Consider the following 17,967-nt stretch of genomic DNA (forward strand, 5'->3'; position numbering starts at 1 on the left):
CATGCAATTACCCGAATCGCTGCAACCCTGGCGGCAATGGCTGGAATGGTTCGACCCGGCGCTGGTGCCGAGCCTCGGTGCCTTGCTCAGCTGCATCAGCCCGCTGCTCGGGCCGTTCAGGGGCGCGCAGTTGGGCGGCGTCCCGGAGCCTGATGGCCTGGGCAACCTGCATCGGCGCGGTTCCTATGAACGGCTGTTGAGCAGTGAATGGCTGCTGGCCGACGAGTTTGCCGATGAGTTCCTGCGCCGCGCCTCCAGTGGCGAGCATCTGTTTCTCGCCCCGCAGTACCGCACGCAACAGGCCTCGCGTTTGATCGTGGCGCTGTTCGATGCAGGGCCCTTGCAACTGGGCGGGGCGCGGCTGGTTCATCTGGCGCTGATGATCCTGCTGGCCCGCCGGGCCGCCGAAAACGGTGCGCAGTTCCGCTGGGGCGTATTGCAACACAAGCCTGCGCTGTTCGGGCTGGAGTCGGTCGTGCAGTTGCGCGGGCTGCTCAAGGCCCGCACCTATGCGACGGTCACCGAGGCGCATTGGCAGGGCTGGCAGCAGGCGTTGGCCGAATACGCCGAAGAGGCCAGCGAGTGCTGGCTGGTCGGTCAGCGTCTGCCAGCGGTCACGGGCATGCGCAGCGCACGCGTGTTGCAGATAGAGCAGGGGCTGTTCGGTGACGCGCTCGAATTGCGGATGCGGCCGTCGCCTGCCGCGCCGATTGCCTTGCCGCTGCCTGATGCAGCCGCCGGGCAACGATTGCTCAAGGGCCAGTTCGAGAAAGAGGTGGCGCTTGAGGCGCACATGATCTCTGCGGCGCGCATCTCGCTGACCACGCCGCCGTTGATTGCCCGCACCGGCACCCATGTCGCGGTACGTTTGCTGGATGAGCCGGGCTTGATGATCTTTTCGATTCCTCGGCCGGGCCAGAAGAAACTCGTAAAGTCCAAGCGCCAGCTCTGGTCGCGTACCGCTGACCCGTTGAGCTGGACCCTGCAGGGGCGCCAGGCCTGCGCGTTGTTGAGCCTGGGTGAGCAACTGTGCTTCTGGCATCTGCCCAGCATGGAGCCGGTTGTTCGTCCACCCCGGGAAGCCTTGTTGATCCCGGTCGGCACGGCAACACTGCTGCCGGCCATACGTCTGCGTATGGCCAAGCACACCCGGCTGTTCACGCTGACCAATGACCGGACCCTGGCATGCTGGGCGACCGCCGGCTCCGAGCAGGCACAGGCGCCGGAGCCGGGTATCACGCACTATCTGGATCGGGATGTGCTCGGGATGGAGCAGGTCGATGACTGGACCCTGGTCTATGCCAGTCGCCGTGCCGGCCAACTGTTCGTCTGCCACATTACCCTCGGGTATACGCGCCATGAGCCTTTCGCCCTGGGCGATGGACAAGACGCCACCGAGGTGCTGTTTTCCAACCTGTTGCAGTGGCGCCGAGGTTTCGGTGGTTGTGCCGTACAGCACGGTCAGGCGACGAATGAACACTGGGCGCTGTTCACCCCCGGCAGCTATCCCCAGCCGACGGCGCGGATCAAGTTGCCACCGAACTGCAAGGCCATCGGCCTGTTTCATGATGTCCAGCATGGGCAGTTCGCATTGGTGGTCAAGACTGGCGGCGGCAAGAGCATTCTGCTGATCGGCGCCGAGAAAACCGAGAGCCTGTACGCCAGCACTTCGCGCATCCTCAAGGTCAGTTTCTGTTCGGCCTCCGGGATGTTGGCCCTGATCACCGAGGCCCGTGAGCTGCTGGTCTTCGAGGTGGCGAGCCGCAGCGTGAGGATGCATTTACATACTGCTCGCAAGGACCTGGCCGATGACTGATGCTCATGCGATATCCATCCGACGTCCCGGCCTGAGTGGCTGGCGGCAGGTCGAAGCGTTGTGGTTCCCCCGCGAGCGCTTCGATGAAGCGAGCAGTCAGTTGCAGATCATCCGGCATTGGCAGCTCGGATCGCGGGCCTATCGTTTTGCCGAAGGTGATCTGCTGTGCTTCAGGGCACCGCAGTCGATGCCCTGCGACCGCCTGAGTCCCTGGCCACTGATCCGGCAGGGAAGGGCGTTGTGTTCGGCCTGGCTGGAACCTGCGGAAATCAACCAGTTGCCCCTGGCGGATCTGTGGCTGATCCGCGATGCGCGGGTCCAGGCATTGAACCTGGCGGATGCGCAGGCGTTGCAGCCGGGTCAATGGTTCGATCTGGGTGACTATGGTTTGCTGGAAACCTACGACTGCACTGAAGTGCTGCCTGAACCGGTGCTCGAAGTCTGGGAACCGCAGGACATTCGTCAGGTGCTCGGCGATGTGGTCGGCGCCCCGAGTGCCGAGCGCGATAGCGTGCTCAAGGCCCTGGAGGCAGTGCGCACTTCAGGAAACAAGACATCCTCCGGGACAGTGAAGGACCCGGGGGCGACGGATCGCTCGCCAGGGCCAATAACGCCAGGGCGCACCTGGCTGGTGCCGGGACTGGTCGCCGTGGTGATCCTGCTGATCTACTGGCAGGATCCCTACGATGCGGCCTCGGCGCCTGGGGCCAAACCGACGGCGGTGACGTCGGCAAGTGCTTCTGCAGGCTTCGATCCGCTCTGGTTCATCGGCTCGGCCGTGGTGGTGACCGCAGTGCTCTGGCTGTTGCGCCGGCTCATGCGCCAACGTATCGAGGCCGAGCGGCAGGCGCTGGTCACACGGGCACGTGAGCGCCAACAGGCTCCGCCGGGGCAGGCGGCTGCGACTCATGCCAACAGCGCCGTATCGGTGCCTGAGCACCGGACAAACAAACCCGGCCCCTTGTCGCGTTGGCGCCAATGGCTGAGCCGGATGGCGATGGCTTCGCACCTGGATACGCTGCTCAACCGACAGCATGCTGCCTACATGCAGCGCATGCTCGACATGTTCGAGCAGGGTGATATCGAAACGGCGTTGCGCCATGCCATTCCCCTGGGCGGCGAGCCGTCCAGCGAACCGGCGCTGGGGGCACTCAAGGCCCGCGATAACCTGGCGGTGGGCAAGGTCGGTGGTCGGGTGCTGGGCGTCAACATGGCGGATGATCTCCAGGCTCATCTGCGCCAGCTCTATCGCCGAACCTTCGAGGGCCTCGATCGCCAGGGGCGTATCGAGGAGGCTGTGTACGTGCTGGCCGAACTGCTGCACGTGCGCCAGGAAGCCCTCGACTACCTGGAAAAACACCAGCGCTACTCGCAGGCCGCAGAGCTGGCGCTGACCTGGGATATGCCACCGGCAACGATCGTCCGGCTGTTGTGCCTGGCCGATGATTGGCCGCGGGCGCTGCAGGTGGCCCGTCGCGACCAGGCCTTCGCTGCTGCCGTGCTGAGCTTGCAGGCCGATTGGCCGCAGGCTGCCGAACGGCTGCGTCTGGAATGGGCGCAAATGCTGGTCGGCCAGGGCGACTGGCTGGCGGCGGTGGAAGTGATCTGGCCGTTGCCCGCCGAGCGCGAACGGGCCCGGCAATGGCTGCTCGCCGCCGAAGCGGCCGGTGGCAGCCTGGCCGCCGCCGCGCTGGTCAAGCGGGCCGTGTTGCTGCCCGACACCCTGGCGGTCCATGAGCCTTACCTGCGGGCCTTGCGTGACGATCCCGAACGGGCCGACGAGCGTGCAGTGCTGGCCATCGAGCTGATTTGCATCTCGCCGGCCACGCGCACGGTGCGCCTGCTGGCGGCGGCGGTGGTGCATGCGGTACTGGCCGATCAGGCTGCCGGTCATCTCGGTCTGACGGCCAGGGACTTGTCGGCCCTGGTCAAGCTCAGTGGTGACGAGTGGCTCAAGCTCGACATGCCCTCAGGCGCGATTGCGAGCACGCGACCGAGCGCGTTGCAGCCGGTGATTCCGGCACTGCGCTGGTCGGCACCGGCGCCGGGCAACCATGCGCTGTATGACGCTGTACCGTTGCGCGATGGCGACTACCTGGTGGCACTGGGCGAGTCGGGCGCGGCGGTGGTCGATCGGCTGGGTGTCATCCGTCAGCGTTTTGCCGTACCGGCCAGTCATCTGGTGATCGGCAGCAACCGCCGTATCGCCCTGGCCCTGGCGCAACGCGATACGGTCTGGCGGATCAGCAAGCTGGACCTGGTCACGGGGCAGGCCAGGGATCTGGGCGTGTTGGCCCTGGCGTTCTTTGCCCGGCGCTTTGACGGAATAGCCTGGACCATTGCGACTCGCACGCAGGTGCGGGTCGTGGATATCGACAAAGACTTTGCCACGCTCTGGCATGTTGGAGATCTTCCGGGGCCGTTGATGCAGCTCGAAGCCACGGCGGATCATGAGTTCTGGTTGCTTGGCCTGGCCGACGGTGCGACCGAGCAGTGGACCTACCAACTGCCCGAACGCCGGCTGATCTCCCGGGAGCCGGAGCCTCGGCGTATCCACCCGGACACCGCGCAGCGGGCGTACCACCTGGGCGAATACCTGGAGTACTGGTTCGAACCGTTGACCGATGAGCGGATGGAACTGGTGGTCAGTGGCCGGAAAGCCTTGCAGCGGTTCCGTTTTCCCGAGTTACTTGAGGACGTTCAAACGCATCTTTTCGGCAATGAGCAGTGGCTGGTCGCGCAGTTCATGACGGGCGCCGAGGGCAACCGATTCCACTTCCTGGAGCGGGCCCGGTCGCAGGTATGCGCCAGTCTGGACTGGCCGCCAGAGCACGGCCTGCGTGTCTGTCGGCTCGGTGCGGACTGGGTTTTCATCGATCACCGGGGCCGGCTGTTCCACCTCAATGTCGACAACGGCCGGGCTCTTGGCCTGAGCATTCACTGAGACATGGACGGTTGATGGCTACACAAGTCGCTTGTGCCACGGTTATTCTGGCGACTGAAAACCATCAGTCGACGGGGAAGGGCTCAATGGAAAAAGTCATCGTCATCACCGGCGGTAGTCGTGGCATCGGCGCGGCGACGGCGTTGTTGGCGGCGCAGCAGGGCTATCGCATCTGTATCAACTACCTGCGCGACGAAGAGGCGGCTCATCGCGTGCAGGAGCAGGTCCGTGCGCTGGGTGCTCAGGCCATCACGGTGCGGGCGGATGTCAGCGACGAGGATGAGGTCATCCACCTGTTTCAGCGGGTGGATGCCGAACTCGGGCCGGTCACTGCGCTGGTGAACAATGCCGGGACTGTCGGGCACGCGTCGCGGGTCGACGAGATGTCCGAATTCCGCATGCTGCAAACCCTGAAGACCAACGTGCTGGGGCCGATGCTCTGTGCCAAGCATGCGGTCCTGCGCATGTCGCCGCGCCATGGCGGGCAGGGCGGCAGTATCGTCAACGTGTCCTCGGCGGCGGCGCGGCTCGGTTCGGCCAACGAGTACGTCGACTATGCGGCGTCCAAGGGCGCGCTCGATACCTTTACCCTGGGCCTGTCCAAGGAGCTGGCAAGTGAGGGGATTCGGGTCAATGCCGTGCGGCCGGGGTTCATCCATACCGAGTTTCATGCATTGAGCGGTGATCCCGATCGGGTCAGCAAGCTGGAACCGGGGATTCCAATGGGGCGCGGTGGACGGGCTGAAGAGGTGGCCGAGGGGATTATCTGGCTGCTCTCGGACAAGGCATCCTACACCACCGGGACGTTCCTCGACCTGGCGGGTGGGCGCTGATTTCATGAGTCTGTGCAGGGCTTGATGGCCTGTTCGCGGGCAAGCCCGGCTCCTGCACAGCCGCGTTGTGCACGGGGTGGGCGTACGGGACAAACCTGCAGGAGTCGGGCTTGCCCACGAATAGGCCCGCTCAGAAGGAACGCACGATCCGTCCCAGCGTCTCCATGGCCTTTTCCGATGTCTCATTCCACGGGCTGCCGTAATTGAGGCGGATGCAGTTGCGAAAACGTCGCGCCGGCGAAAAGATCGGTCCCGGCGCGATGCTGATGCCCTGGGCCAATGCCATCTGGAACAGCTTCAGCGAGTCCATCTGCTCCGGCAATTCCAACCAGAGGAAGTAACCACCGGCCGGCTGGCTGACCCGGGTCTGCGCCGGGAAGTAGCGGGCGATCGCCGCGAGCATGGCGCTCTGCTGTTCTTCCAGGGCATAACGCAGGCGGCGCAAATGGCGGTCGTAGCCGCCGTGCTGCAGGTAATCGGCGATGGCCGCCTGGGCCGGCATCGAGGCGCACAGGGAGGTCATCAGCTTCAGCCGTTCGATCTTCTGCGCATAACGTCCCGCTGCGACCCAGCCGATGCGATAGCCGGGCGCCAGGCTCTTGGCAAAGGAGCCGCAGTGCATCACCAGGCCTTCGCTATCGAAGGCCTTGGCCGGTTTGGGCGCCTGCTGCCCGTAGTACAGCTCGGCGTAGACGTCGTCCTCGATCAGCGGCACCTGGTGCTCGCGCAACAACTCCACCAGCGCCTGTTTTTTCGCCTCGGGCATGGTTGCGCCCATGGGGTTCTGGAAGCTGGTCATGCACCACACGGCCTTGATCGGGTGGCGTTCGAGATTCTGCGCCAGCACGCCGAGGTCGATACCGTCGCGCGGGTGCACGGGGATTTCCACGGCCTTGAGCTTCAAGCGCTCCAGCACCTGCAGGCAGGCATAGAACGCCGGGGCCTCGATGGCCACCAGGTCGCCGGGTTCGGTCACCGCCTGCAGGCACAGGTTCAACGCTTCCAGCGCGCCGTTGGTGATCAGCAGTTCCTCCATGGGCAGCATCAGCCCACCCACCATGTAGCGCAGGGCGATCTGCCGACGCAGTTGCGGATTGCCCGGTGACAGGTCGGTGACCACCATGCGCGGGTCCATCTCGCGGCTGGCGCTGGCCAGGGAGCGGGCCAGGCGTTGCAGCGGGAACAGCGTCGGACTGGGGAAGGCCGAGCCGAACGGTACGGTGGTCGGGTCCTTGATCGAGTCGAGCACCGAGAACACCAGTTCGCTGACATCGACCTCGGTGGACTCGTGCACCTGGCTGCTGATCACCGGCTCTGAGAACGGACTCGGCGCATGGGTGTTGACGAAGTACCCCGAACGCGGCCGGGCGCGGATCAGCCCGCGCCGCTCCAGCAGGTAGTAGGCCTGGAACACCGTGGACGGGCTGACGCCGTAGGTCTGGCTGGCATAGCGGACCGACGGGACCCGCTGGCCGGGGCCGAGGACGCCGGAGCGGATCAGCTCCGCGATGTCGTCGGCGAATTTTTCGTAGCGTTTCATGGTGGCTTGGCTCATTGGATACGGGCACGCACGGCAGGGATTCTATGTCATCAACGGTTCATCGGTGCGACGAAGCGGCTGTTCGCCACGCTGAAGACGCTTGGGTCGTCCTGGTCGACGAGGCGGAAGGCGAGTTCCTGAGAGCTGCTTTTCGCCCGTTCGGCGGTCATCGCCACCGAGACCGGGAAGTCGGCGATCTCGCCGGCCGCCAGGCTCAGTTCCGTCTGGCCGTGCAACTGGAAGTCCGCGCCGTCGAGCAGTTCCAGGCGGTATTGCTGGCGCTGCTGGGTCTTGTTGATGACCTTGAGGCTGTAGATGTTCTCGATCTGCCCCAGGTTGTTTTCCCGGAACAGGCCGCGGTCCTTGGTGACATCCAGCGAGACCATCGGCCGCTGCACCAGCGCCATCGCCAGTGCACCGATCATGATCAACAGCACGGCGCTGTAGCCGATCAGGCGGGGCCGCAGCAGGTGCGTCGTGCCGCCTTGCAACTGGTGCTCGGAGGTGTAGCGCACCAGGCCACGGGCGTAGCCCATCTTGTCCATGATCGAGTCGCAGGCATCAATGCACGCCGCGCAGCCGATGCATTCCATTTGCAGGCCATCACGGATGTCGATGCCGGTCGGGCAGACCTGTACACACATCCGGCAGTCGATGCAGTCACCGAGACCGACGCTGGCCGGGGTCACTTCACGTTTGCGCGGGCCACGATGCTCGCCACGGGCGGCATCGTAGGAGATGGTCAGGGTGTCCTTGTCGAACATCACGCTCTGGAACCGTGCATAGGGGCACATGTGCATGCACACCGCTTCACGCAGCCAGCCGGCATTGATATAGGTGGCGCCGGTGAAGAACAGCACCCAGAACAGGCTGACACCGCCCAGTTGCAGGCTCAGCAGTTCCTCGACCAGTGGGCGGATCGGCGTGAAGTAGCCGACGAAGGTCAGCCCGGTGATCAGGCTGATCGCCAGCCACAGGGTGTGCTTGGCGGCACGCCGGGCCAGCTTGTTCGGCCCCCAGGGCGCGGCTTGCAGCTTGATCCGCTGGTTACGCTCGCCCTCGGTGACTTTCTCGCACCACATGAACAGCCAGGTCCAAGAGCTTTGCGGGCAGGTATAGCCGCACCAGACCCGGCCGGCGAAGACGGTGATGGCAAACAGGCCGAAGGCGCAGATGATCAGCAGGGCCGAGAGCAGGATGAAATCCTGCGGCCAGAAGGTTGCGCCGAAGATGTGGAACTTGCTGTTGGCCAGGTCCCACAGCACGGCCTGGCGGCCGCCCCAGTTCAACCATACGGTGCCGAAGAACAGCAGGAACAGAAAGCCCGCGCCGCTCATGCGCAAGCTACGGAACAGGCCGGTGAAACTGCGGGTGTGAATCAGGTTGTCGCTCGACTTGGCCTTCATCTTGTTGGGGTGCGAAGGCTCGAAGGTATCAACTAACTGGACGGGGATTCTTTCGCTCATGATCTGTCGCTCGTCAGCCTCCATCAGGCCTGGGCACTATGCCGAGCGAACTGTTTGCATAACAGACTCAGGTATTTCAATAAAAAGCAGATCAGATGACTTGATGGCAGCGCCTGCGACAACTTGTCATCCTCGCTGCAGGCCTTGCCCGAGTAAGCCCGCCGACGCTTGGCACAGGCGCCGGAAGGGTAGGCTGACACGGATCAATCAAATCACCGAATCACTCGATGTCGCCTTCACATGATGGCGGTTGTCGACAGCGCCGGCGACGGTCAGGGCATCGGCCTCTGCCTCGGTAATCCAGACTGTGCGACCGTCGAGTTCGGCGCGGGACATGCTGCGGGCGTCGTCGGTGGTGATTTTTACGTCGCTGGCCGGACCGCTGACCCGGATGTCGTGTTCTTCCAGAGTGCAGGTCTGGGTGGACAGATCGATATGCACGGGCATGGTGTTCTCCTTTTTCTTCAGGCTGACAGGATTTAGGGTTGCTGAAATGGCCATCGTTCGCCGCAGCCGATTAGCGGTCGTCGGTCGAACCGGCGTGCGGGCGCTGCTGTCCATCGCTTATCGAACGCTGAGAGGTCGGGATCATGGACACCTGGTGGCACACTGTATGGATGACCCTGCAAGCCGAATTCGCCGATATTGGCGATATCCGCGAGGTGACCCGCATCACCGTGCGTTTGCTGATCGCCGCGCTGCTGGGCGGCATCCTCGGCTTTGAGCGCGAACAACAGGGTAAGGCTGCGGGCGTTCGCACCCATATGCTGGTCGCCCTGGGGGCGGCGCTGTTCGTGCTGGTGCCGCAGGTGTCTGGCGCCCAGGCCGATGCAATGAGCCGGGTGGTCCAGGGGGTGATCGCCGGCATCGGCTTTTTGGGGGCTGGCACGATCCTCAAGGGGCACGCCGACGAAGCCGGGCAAAACGTCAAGGGCCTGACCACCGCCGCCGGTTTGTGGATGACCGCCGCCATAGGCGTGGCGGCGGGGTTGGGTCGCGAGGCCACGGCGGTGCTCAGTACGCTGCTGGCGCTGGCGGTGTTCAGCGTGATGCCGAAGATCCTGCAATTGCTGGAAAAGGATCGCGGCTGAGCGCCTGGGCACCCCATTCTCCTACATAGCCTACATAGCCTACATAGCCTACATGGCCTACATGGCCTACATGGCCTACATGGCGTGCATGGCGTGCATGTGGCCTGGGTTGGCTATGCTTGCTTCGCGATCACCGGCGGCATGGTCGTCGGCGGATCGATCTTGGGCGGTGGCGTGCTCTCCGGTGGCTCCTGCTCGGGAACCGGTTGTGGTTCGGTCGGGGGGAGGGTCGGCTGGTCGATGTTGGGATCGGGGGTTTGCGCCGGAATTGGAATGCTCATGAAGGCTCCTTTTTTGCATGGACATCAGTGAAGCGGTTGACCCTCTTTCAAGGCAATCGACTGCATTTTCTGGACGAACGGACCGTTCACCAAATCCATCTGAACTTTTGCGTGGCCACCTGGCTCCGAACCTGAGCGGCCTTTTCAGGATGAAGCCGGTCGTGACTCATCATGATCACGCAAGGTAGAGCGTCCACAGGACGTAAGGAGAGATGCTCGATGACAGTTGATAATTCATTGGATGAGCAGGTCGCCGAAGTCCTGCCGTTGTCCCAGGCGCTGTTGTTGCCGCGCATCGCCATCGAGAATGTGACGCCGGCCATCGACGGCGGGCAGTTCGCGGTCAAGGCCGTGGTGGGAGAGGATGTCTCTGTGAGCGCCCGGGTGTTCGCCGATGGCCATGACAAACTGGCCGTGTTGCTGGCCTGGAAGCCGCTCGAGGCCAGCGACTGGCAGCGTTCGCTGATGACCGACCGGGGCAACAACCACTGGCAGGGCACGCTGCGGGTGGGCGGTCAGGGTCGCCACATGTTCCGCATCGAGGCCTGGATCGATCAGTTCGGCAGCTTCTGCTACGAGTTGGAGAAGAAATTCGTCGCCGGGGTGCCCATCGATCTGGAGCTGCAGGAGGGCCGCGAACATGTTCGACAGGCCAGCGAACGCAGTCAGGGTGAATTGGCCGAACGCCTGGCGGCGCTGTATGACGAACTGGCGCAGCGCTCGAACGACGGTCAGGTCGAATATTTTCTCAAGCCGACCACCGCCGTGCTGATGCGCCAGGCGGATCACCAGGCCTACCTCAGCCTCAGTCAGGATTTTGCCCTGGACGTGGAGCGCCCACTGGCACAGTTCGCCAGTTGGTACGAGCTGTTTCCGCGTTCGGTCACCGATGATCCTGCGCGTCACGGTACCTTCAACGACGTGCAGGCACGCCTGCCGGCGATCCGCGACATGGGCTTCGATGTGCTGTACTTCCCGCCGATCCACCCGATCGGCCGCAGCCATCGCAAGGGCCCGAACAACGCGCTGACCGCAGGTCCCGACGATCCGGGCAGCCCTTATGCCATCGGCAGCGAAGAAGGTGGGCACGAAGCGATCCATCCGCAACTGGGCAGCCGCGAGGATTTTCGCCGGCTGGTCGCCGCCGCCGCCGAGCATGGCCTGGAGATCGCCCTGGATTTCGCCATTCAGTGCTCCCAGGACCACCCGTGGTTGCAGCAGCATCCCGGCTGGTTCAACTGGCGGCCGGACGGCACGATCAAATATGCCGAGAACCCGCCGAAGAAATACCAGGACATCGTCAACGTCGACTTCTATGCCGCCGATGCCGTGCCGGGTCTGTGGATCGAGTTGCGCGATATCGTGGTCGGTTGGGTCGAGGAGGGGGTGAAGATCTTTCGCGTCGACAATCCGCACACCAAGCCGCTGCCGTTCTGGCAATGGTTGATCGCCGATGTGCGTGGTCGTTATCCCGAGGTGATCTTTCTCGCGGAGGCGTTCACCGCTCCGGCGATGATGGCGCGGTTGGGCAAGATCGGTTATTCCCAGAGCTACACCTATTTCACCTGGCGCAACACCAAGGCCGAGCTGGCCGCCTATTTCACCGAATTGAACCAGTCACCGTGGCGCGAATGCTACCGGCCGAACTTCTTCGTCAACACCCCGGATATCAACCCGGCGTTCCTGCATGAGTCGGGGCGCGCCGGCTTTCTCATCCGCGCGGCGTTGGCGACCATGGGCTCGGGCCTGTGGGGCATGTATTCGGGGTTCGAGATCTGCGAGTCGGCGCCATTGCCGGGCAAGGAAGAGTACCTGGACTCGGAGAAGTACCAGATCCGCCCTCGGGACTACAGCGCGCCTGGCAACATCGTCGCCGAGATCGCCCAGCTCAACCGCATCCGCCGCCAGCACCCGGCCTTGCAGACTCACCTGGGGTTGCAGGTCTACAACGCCTGGAACGACAACATTCTGTATTTCGGCAAGCGCACTGCCGACCGCAGCAGCTTCATCCTGGTGGCGGTCAGCCTCGACCCGCACAACGCCCAGGAGGCGCATTTCGAGTTGCCGCTGTGGGAGTTCGGTTTGCCCGACGACGCCCAGACCCGCGGTGAAGACCTGATGAATGGCCACACCTGGACCTGGTACGGCAAGACCCAGTGGATGCGTATCGAGCCCTGGCACCAACCGTTCGGGATCTGGCGCATCACTCCAGGTTGATACGCAACTGCCGGGTAATACCTTTCATGACGAAACTCATGGAGGCGAGTGTTCGTTGTTCATTGCCGTGTTTGCCCAGGGCCATGAGCATTAATAGAGGAATCAATGATGGCGAAGAAGTCCCGCCCTGCAACCTTCATCAATGACCCGCTCTGGTACAAGGACGCGGTCATTTATCAGGTCCATGTGAAGTCCTTTTTCGATTCGAATAACGACGGGATTGGTGACTTTCCCGGGCTGATCGCCAAGCTTGACTATATTGCCGACCTGGGCGTCAACACCATCTGGCTGTTGCCGTTCTACCCTTCGCCCCGTCGCGACGATGGCTACGATATCGCCGAGTACCGGGGCGTGCACCCGGACTACGGAACCCTGGCCGACGCCCGGCGTTTCATCGCCGAAGCCCACAAGCGCGGCCTGCGAGTGATCAGCGAGTTGGTGATCAACCATACGTCCGACCAGCATCCGTGGTTCCAGCGCGCCCGCCGGGCCAAGCGCGGTTCCAGTGCCCGGGACTTCTACGTATGGTCGGACACCGATGACAAGTACAACGAGACCCGGATCATCTTTCTCGACACCGAGAAATCCAACTGGACCTGGGACCCGGTCGCCGGCCAGTACTTCTGGCACCGTTTCTATTCCCATCAGCCGGACCTGAACTTCGACAACCCGCAGGTGATGAAGGCGGTGCTGTCGGTGATGCGCTACTGGCTCGACATGGGCGTCGATGGCCTGCGCCTGGACGCCATTCCCTACCTGATCGAGCGCGACGGTACCAACAACGAGAACCTGCCCGAGACCCACGATGTGCTCAAGCGTATCCGGGTCGAGATCGATGCGCACTATCCCGACCGCATGCTGCTGGCCGAAGCCAACCAGTGGCCGGAAGATACCCAGTTGTATTTCGGCGAGCAGAAGGGCGATGACGGTGATGAGTGCCACATGGCCTTTCACTTCCCCTTGATGCCGCGCATGTACATGGCTCTGGCCCAGGAAGACCGTTTTCCGATCACCGATATCCTGCGCCAGACCCCGGAGATTCCCGCCAACTGCCAGTGGGCGATCTTCCTGCGCAACCACGATGAGCTGACCCTGGAAATGGTCACCGACCGTGAGCGCGATTACCTGTGGAACTACTACGCCGCCGATCGTCGGGCGCGGATCAACCTGGGGATCCGCCGACGCCTGGCGCCATTGCTGGAGCGCGACCGGCGCCGCATCGAACTGCTCAACAGCCTGCTGCTGTCGATGCCGGGTACGCCGACCCTGTACTACGGCGACGAGATCGGCATGGGCGACAACATCTACCTCGGCGATCGCGATGGCGTGCGCACACCGATGCAATGGTCGATCGACCGCAACGGCGGTTTCTCCCGTGCCGACCCGGCCAGCCTGGTGTTGCCGCCGATCATGGATCCGCTCTACGGCTATCCTTCGGTGAACGTCGAGACCCAGGCCGGCGATCCCCATTCGCTGCTGAACTGGACCCGGCGCCTGCTGGCGGTGCGCAAGCAGCAGAAGGCCTTCGGTCGGGGCAGCCTGAAGATGCTCTCACCGGCCAATCGACGGATTCTGGCTTATACCCGCGAGTACACCGACGCCGAGGGCAACAACGAAATCATCCTGTGCGTCGCCAACGTTTCGCGCACCGCCCAGGCGGCGGAGCTGGAACTGTCGCACTTCGCCGGCAGGGTGCCGGTGGAGATGCTCGGTGGTAACGCTTTCCCGCCGATCGGGCAACTGAACTTCCTGCTGACCCTGGCGCCCTATGGCTTCTACTGGTTCCTGCTGGCCTCGCAAACGCAACTGCCGGCCTGGCATGTGGCGTCGCCCCAGTGCATGCCGGACTTCACCACCCTGGTGTTGAAGAAACGCCTCGAGGAACTGCTCGAAGCCCCGGCCCGGTTCACCCTGGAGCAGACCTCGCTGCCCGAATGGCTGCCGATGCGGCGCTGGTTTGCCGACAAACAGGCGCCCATCGAACAGGTGCATATTGCTTATGGGCTGCGTTTTGGCGAAGCGCAGCAGCCGGTGTTGCTCAACGAAGTCGAAGTCACCGTCGGCGGTCAGGTCAGTCGCTATCAGGTGCCGTTCGGCCTGCTCGCCGAAGAACAGATCAACGCCGCATTACCGCAGCAACTGGCCCTGGCGCGGGTTCGTCGGGGACGGCAGGTGGGGTTGATCACCGATGCGTTCAGTCTCGACAGCTTTGTGCGTGCGGTGATTCAGGGGATGCAGGCGGGCAGTGTGCTGAGCGGCGATGCGGCCGAACTGCATTTCCAGGCCAGCGCCGAGCTGCTGGCGCAGCCACTGCCGGCGGATGCCGAAGTGCGTTACCTGTCGGCCGAGCAGTCCAACAGTTCGGTGGTGGTCGGTGAGCGGGTGATGCTCAAGCTGATCCGCAAGGTCAATGCCGGCATCCACCCGGAGCTGGAAATGAGTGCCTATCTGGGCGCTGCCGGCTTCCGCCATATTTCACCGTTACTCGGCTCGGTGGTGAGGCGCGATGCGTCTGGCGAGGAGAGTCTGCTGATGATTGCCCAAGGCCTGCTGAACAACCAGGGCGATGCCTGGGTCTGGACCCAGAACAACCTGGAGCGGGCCATTCGTGACGAGCTGGCGGACGGGACGATGGAGCACGAGGTGTCCATCAATGCGCTCGATGAACTGGTGAGTTTTGCCGGCCTGCTCGGTCAGCGCCTCGGCGAAATGCATCAGGTGCTGGCCGCACCCACCGACAACCCGGACTTCAGTGCCCAAGTCAGCACCGGCAAGGATGGGCAGGCGTGGGGCAAGCAGGTTGCCAGCCAAGTCACCCGCGCACTGCAATTGCTCGAACAGCACCAGGCCTCCTTGTCAGACGACGACCAGGCCCGTGTCGCACGGCTGGTCGCCAGCAAAAAAACCATCCTCGCCCATGTCCAGGCTCTGGCCGCCCAAGCGGTGGGTGGCTTGCGCATCCGGGTGCATGGCGATCTGCATCTGGGGCAGGTGCTGGTGGTGCAGGGTGATGCCTATCTGATCGATTTCGAGGGCGAACCGGCGCGTTCATTGCAGGAACGACGGAGCAAGCACAGTCCGTACAAGGACGTCAGCGGCGTGCTGCGTTCGTTCGACTATGCCGCAGCGATGGCCCTCGACAGTGCCCACAGCGTCGACTCATCCGAAGCGGCGCAGGCCGCGCTGATGCGGGTGACCGAGCGCTACCTGGAGAAATCGCGGCAGGCGTTTATCCAGGCATATGAGCGGGCAGCAGCTAGTCTTGCTCATGCATGGCAGGAACCCAAGGGCGCGCAGGCGGCCCTGGCCCTGTTCAGTCTGGAGAAGGCTGCCTATGAAATTGCCTATGAGGCACAGAACCGTCCGACCTGGCTGCGGGTACCGCTGCAGGGCCTGGACCGGTTGTTGAATGAGGTGAAAACCTTGTCCGGTGGAGAGCAGTCATGAGTTCAAGCAATGAACAAGGTCAATCCAGGGGCGGCCTGTTACCCGCCGCCCGCGATATCGAAGCGCTGGTGCGCGCCGAACACCCGGACCCGTTTGCCATTCTGGGCCCCCATGACGACGGTGTCGGTGGACAGTTCATCCGGGCCTTCCTGCCCGGTGCCCTGAGCGTCGAGGCCCTGGCCCGAGACACTGGAGAGCTGCTCGGCCGCCTGGGTGAAACCGAGGTGCCGGGCTTGTATGCCGGCCGGTTCGAGACGCCGCAGCCTTATCGGTTGCGCATCCACTGGGCCGGTGGCGAGCAGGTGTGTGAAGACCCCTACAGCTTTGGTCCGTTGCTCGGCGAGATGGATCTCTATCTGTTCGCCGAGGGCAATCATCGCGACTTGAGCGCGTGTCTTGGTGCCCAGGTGACTCAGGTCGAGGGCATCGACGGCGTGCGTTTTGCCGTCTGGGCGCCGAATGCCCGACGGGTGTCGGTGGTCGGTGACTTCAACGGCTGGGATGGCCGACGCCATCCGATGCGCCTGCGCCATCCCAGCGGTGTCTGGGAAATCTTCATTCCCCGTTTGCAGCCGGGGGAGTCCTACAAGTACGAGATCCTCGGGGCGAATTCGATCCTGCCGCTCAAGTCCGACCCCGTGGCCCTGGCCACCCAACTGCCGCCGGACACCGCCTCGCGGGTGGCCGAGCCGTTGCGCGTCGATTGGCAGGACCAGGAGTGGATGCAGTCCCGGGCCGAGTGCCAGCGCGCGAATGCGCCGTTGTCGATCTACGAGCTGCATGCCGGTTCCTGGCAGTGTGAAACCGACGAAGCGGGCGAAGTGTCCCGCCAATATGGCTGGGGGGAACTGGCCGAGCGGTTGATTCCCTATGTGCAGCAGTTGGGGTTCACCCATATCGAGCTGATGCCGATCATGGAGCACCCTTTCGGTGGCTCATGGGGTTACCAGCCCCTGTCGCAGTTCGCACCGAGTGCCCGCTATGGCACGCCGCAAGCGTTCGCCGGTTTCGTCGATGCCTGCCACCGGGCCGGTATCGGCGTGATTCTCGACTGGGTACCGGCGCATTTCCCCACCGATGCCCATGGCCTGGCGCAGTTCGACGGCACGGCGCTGTATGAGTACGGCAACCCGCTGGAGGGTTTCCACCAGGACTGGGACACGCTGATCTACAACCTCGGGCGAACCGAGGTACACGGATTCATGCTGGCCTCGGCCCTGCACTGGCTCAAGCACTTTCATATCGATGGCCTGCGGGTGGATGCGGTGGCATCGATGCTCTATCGCGACTATTCGCGCAAGACCGGCGAGTGGGTACCCAATCGCCACGGCGGCCGGGAAAACCTCGAAGCGATCGATTTCCTCCGGCATCTCAACGACGTGGTGGCCCTCGAGGCGCCGGGCGCACTGGTGATCGCCGAGGAGTCGACGGCCTGGCCGGGCGTCAGCCAGAGCACCGAGCAGGGCGGCCTGGGGTTCGCCTACAAGTGGAACATGGGCTGGATGCATGACTCGCTGCACTACATCCAACAGGATCCGGTGTACCGCGGCCATCATCACAACGAACTGAGTTTCGGCCTGGTCTATGCCTGGTCCGAGCGCTTCATCCTGCCGATCTCCCACGATGAAGTGGTGCACGGCAAGCACTCGCTGATCGACAAGATGCCGGGCGACCGCTGGCAGAAGTTCGCCAACCTGCGGGCTTACCTGAGTTTCATGTGGGCGCATCCGGGCAAGAAGCTGCTGTTCATGGGCTGCGAGTTCGGCCAGTGGCGCGAATGGAACCATGACCGGCAACTGGACTGGTACCTGCTGCAGTACTCCGAGCACCTGGGGGTGCAGAAGCTGGTGAGCGACCTGAATCAGCTGTATCGCCAGGAACCGGCGCTGCACGAGCAGGACGATGCGCCTCAGGGATTCCAGTGGCTGATCGGCGATGATGCGAGCAACAGCGTCTACGCCTGGTTGCGCTGGAGCCGCCAGGGCCGGCCGTTGCTGGTGGTCGCCAACTTCACGCCGGTGCCTCGGGAAAGCTACCGGATCGGCGTGCCGTTCGGCGGGCAGTGGCAGGAGGTGATCAACAGCGATGCGGCGATCTATGCCGGTTCCAACTATGGCAATGGCGGCGGGGCGTTCACTGATGACATTGCCAGCCATGGGCAGGCCACCTCACTGGTGCTGAACTTGCCGCCGCTGGCCGTGCTGATGCTGCAGCCGGTCGCCTAGTTCTGGAAAAGTTGGCGTGACTGCAGGCGTCGGATTTATCCGCGAAAACGCTGGTGAACCCACCCGCAAGCTTCGCGGATAGATCCGGCGCCGACAGTGTTTACCGT

General features: G+C 63.6%; 11 protein-coding genes. 7 read left to right on the forward strand and 4 right to left on the reverse strand.

The annotated features are described in order from the left end of the window. The first annotated feature begins 1 nt into the window (after position 1). From BLU37_RS19725 to BLU37_RS19735, 3 genes are all read left to right on the forward strand, one after another. A complete protein-coding gene (locus BLU37_RS19725) occupies positions 2-1,816 on the forward strand; it encodes a hypothetical protein (RefSeq protein ID WP_090207888.1) in 1,815 nt (604 codons plus the stop codon). Then, complete coding sequence (locus BLU37_RS19730) at positions 1,809-4,760, forward strand: bpX6 domain-containing protein (protein WP_090207889.1); 2,952 nt, start codon at positions 1,809-1,811, stop codon at positions 4,758-4,760. The genes BLU37_RS19725 and BLU37_RS19730 overlap by 8 nt, the downstream gene beginning before the upstream one ends. Positions 4,761-4,846: 86 nt before the next feature. Further along, a complete protein-coding gene (locus BLU37_RS19735) occupies positions 4,847-5,593 on the forward strand; it encodes an SDR family oxidoreductase (RefSeq protein ID WP_090207892.1) in 747 nt (248 codons plus the stop codon). A 130-nt stretch (positions 5,594-5,723) separates the two neighbouring features. Here the strand turns inward: BLU37_RS19735 and mapR are convergent, their stop codons facing one another. From mapR to BLU37_RS19750, 3 genes are all read right to left on the reverse strand, one after another. Continuing rightward, complete coding sequence (gene mapR / locus BLU37_RS19740; protein ID WP_010451107.1) at positions 5,724-7,133, reverse strand: GntR family transcriptional regulator MpaR; 1,410 nt, start codon at positions 7,131-7,133, stop codon at positions 5,724-5,726. 50 nt (positions 7,134-7,183) lie between these two features. After that, positions 7,184-8,599 (reverse strand): cytochrome c oxidase accessory protein CcoG, encoded by a 1,416-nt coding sequence (ccoG, locus tag BLU37_RS19745; protein WP_090207895.1) that lies wholly within the window; start codon positions 8,597-8,599, stop codon positions 7,184-7,186. A 207-nt stretch (positions 8,600-8,806) separates the two neighbouring features. Continuing rightward, positions 8,807-9,046 (reverse strand): DUF3203 family protein, encoded by a 240-nt coding sequence (locus BLU37_RS19750; RefSeq protein ID WP_090207898.1) that lies wholly within the window; start codon positions 9,044-9,046, stop codon positions 8,807-8,809. A 143-nt stretch (positions 9,047-9,189) separates the two neighbouring features. Here BLU37_RS19750 and BLU37_RS19755 point away from each other — a divergent pair, with 143 nt between their 5' ends. Further along, entirely contained in the window at positions 9,190-9,690 is a 501-nt protein-coding gene (locus tag BLU37_RS19755; protein WP_090207900.1) for an MgtC/SapB family protein, read from the forward strand. Between the two features lie 113 nt (positions 9,691-9,803). Here the strand turns inward: BLU37_RS19755 and BLU37_RS29255 are convergent, their stop codons facing one another. Next, positions 9,804-9,971 carry a hypothetical protein gene (locus BLU37_RS29255; protein WP_010451116.1) on the reverse strand — a complete coding sequence of 56 codons (168 nt, stop codon included), beginning with the start codon at positions 9,969-9,971 and terminating at the stop codon, positions 9,804-9,806. 219 nt (positions 9,972-10,190) lie between these two features. Between BLU37_RS29255 and BLU37_RS19760 the strand changes: the two genes are divergently transcribed. The 3 genes from BLU37_RS19760 (at position 10,191) to glgB (ending at position 17,860) form a co-directional block, all read left to right on the forward strand. Continuing rightward, positions 10,191-12,188 carry an alpha-1,4-glucan--maltose-1-phosphate maltosyltransferase gene (locus BLU37_RS19760; RefSeq protein ID WP_090207902.1) on the forward strand — a complete coding sequence of 666 codons (1,998 nt, stop codon included), beginning with the start codon at positions 10,191-10,193 and terminating at the stop codon, positions 12,186-12,188. A 108-nt stretch (positions 12,189-12,296) separates the two neighbouring features. Further along, entirely contained in the window at positions 12,297-15,635 is a 3,339-nt protein-coding gene (treS, locus tag BLU37_RS19765) for a maltose alpha-D-glucosyltransferase (RefSeq protein ID WP_090210971.1), read from the forward strand. After that, entirely contained in the window at positions 15,632-17,860 is a 2,229-nt protein-coding gene (glgB, locus tag BLU37_RS19770) for a 1,4-alpha-glucan branching protein GlgB (RefSeq protein ID WP_090207903.1), read from the forward strand. The genes treS and glgB overlap by 4 nt, the downstream gene beginning before the upstream one ends. Positions 17,861-17,967: the final 107 nt, after the last annotated feature.

Origin of the sequence: Pseudomonas asplenii (assembly GCF_900105475.1) — a bacterium.
GTDB classification, from domain to species: domain Bacteria; phylum Pseudomonadota; class Gammaproteobacteria; order Pseudomonadales; family Pseudomonadaceae; genus Aquipseudomonas; species Aquipseudomonas asplenii.

Coding starts and splice junctions, on each gene's coding strand:
- ccoG (WP_090207895.1), bottom strand. CDS start 8,599: ATGAGCGAAAGAATCCCCGTCCAGTTAGTTGATACCTTCGAGCCTTCG.
- BLU37_RS19730 (WP_090207889.1), top strand. CDS start 1,809: ATGACTGATGCTCATGCGATATCCATCCGACGTCCCGGCCTGAGTGGC.
- treS (WP_090210971.1), top strand. CDS start 12,297: ATGGCGAAGAAGTCCCGCCCTGCAACCTTCATCAATGACCCGCTCTGG.
- glgB (WP_090207903.1), top strand. CDS start 15,632: ATGAGTTCAAGCAATGAACAAGGTCAATCCAGGGGCGGCCTGTTACCC.
- BLU37_RS19755 (WP_090207900.1), top strand. CDS start 9,190: ATGGACACCTGGTGGCACACTGTATGGATGACCCTGCAAGCCGAATTC.
- BLU37_RS29255 (WP_010451116.1), bottom strand. CDS start 9,971: ATGAGCATTCCAATTCCGGCGCAAACCCCCGATCCCAACATCGACCAG.
- BLU37_RS19750 (WP_090207898.1), bottom strand. CDS start 9,046: ATGCCCGTGCATATCGATCTGTCCACCCAGACCTGCACTCTGGAAGAA.
- BLU37_RS19735 (WP_090207892.1), top strand. CDS start 4,847: ATGGAAAAAGTCATCGTCATCACCGGCGGTAGTCGTGGCATCGGCGCG.
- BLU37_RS19760 (WP_090207902.1), top strand. CDS start 10,191: ATGACAGTTGATAATTCATTGGATGAGCAGGTCGCCGAAGTCCTGCCG.
- mapR (WP_010451107.1), bottom strand. CDS start 7,133: ATGAAACGCTACGAAAAATTCGCCGACGACATCGCGGAGCTGATCCGC.
- BLU37_RS19725 (WP_090207888.1), top strand. CDS start 2: ATGCAATTACCCGAATCGCTGCAACCCTGGCGGCAATGGCTGGAATGG.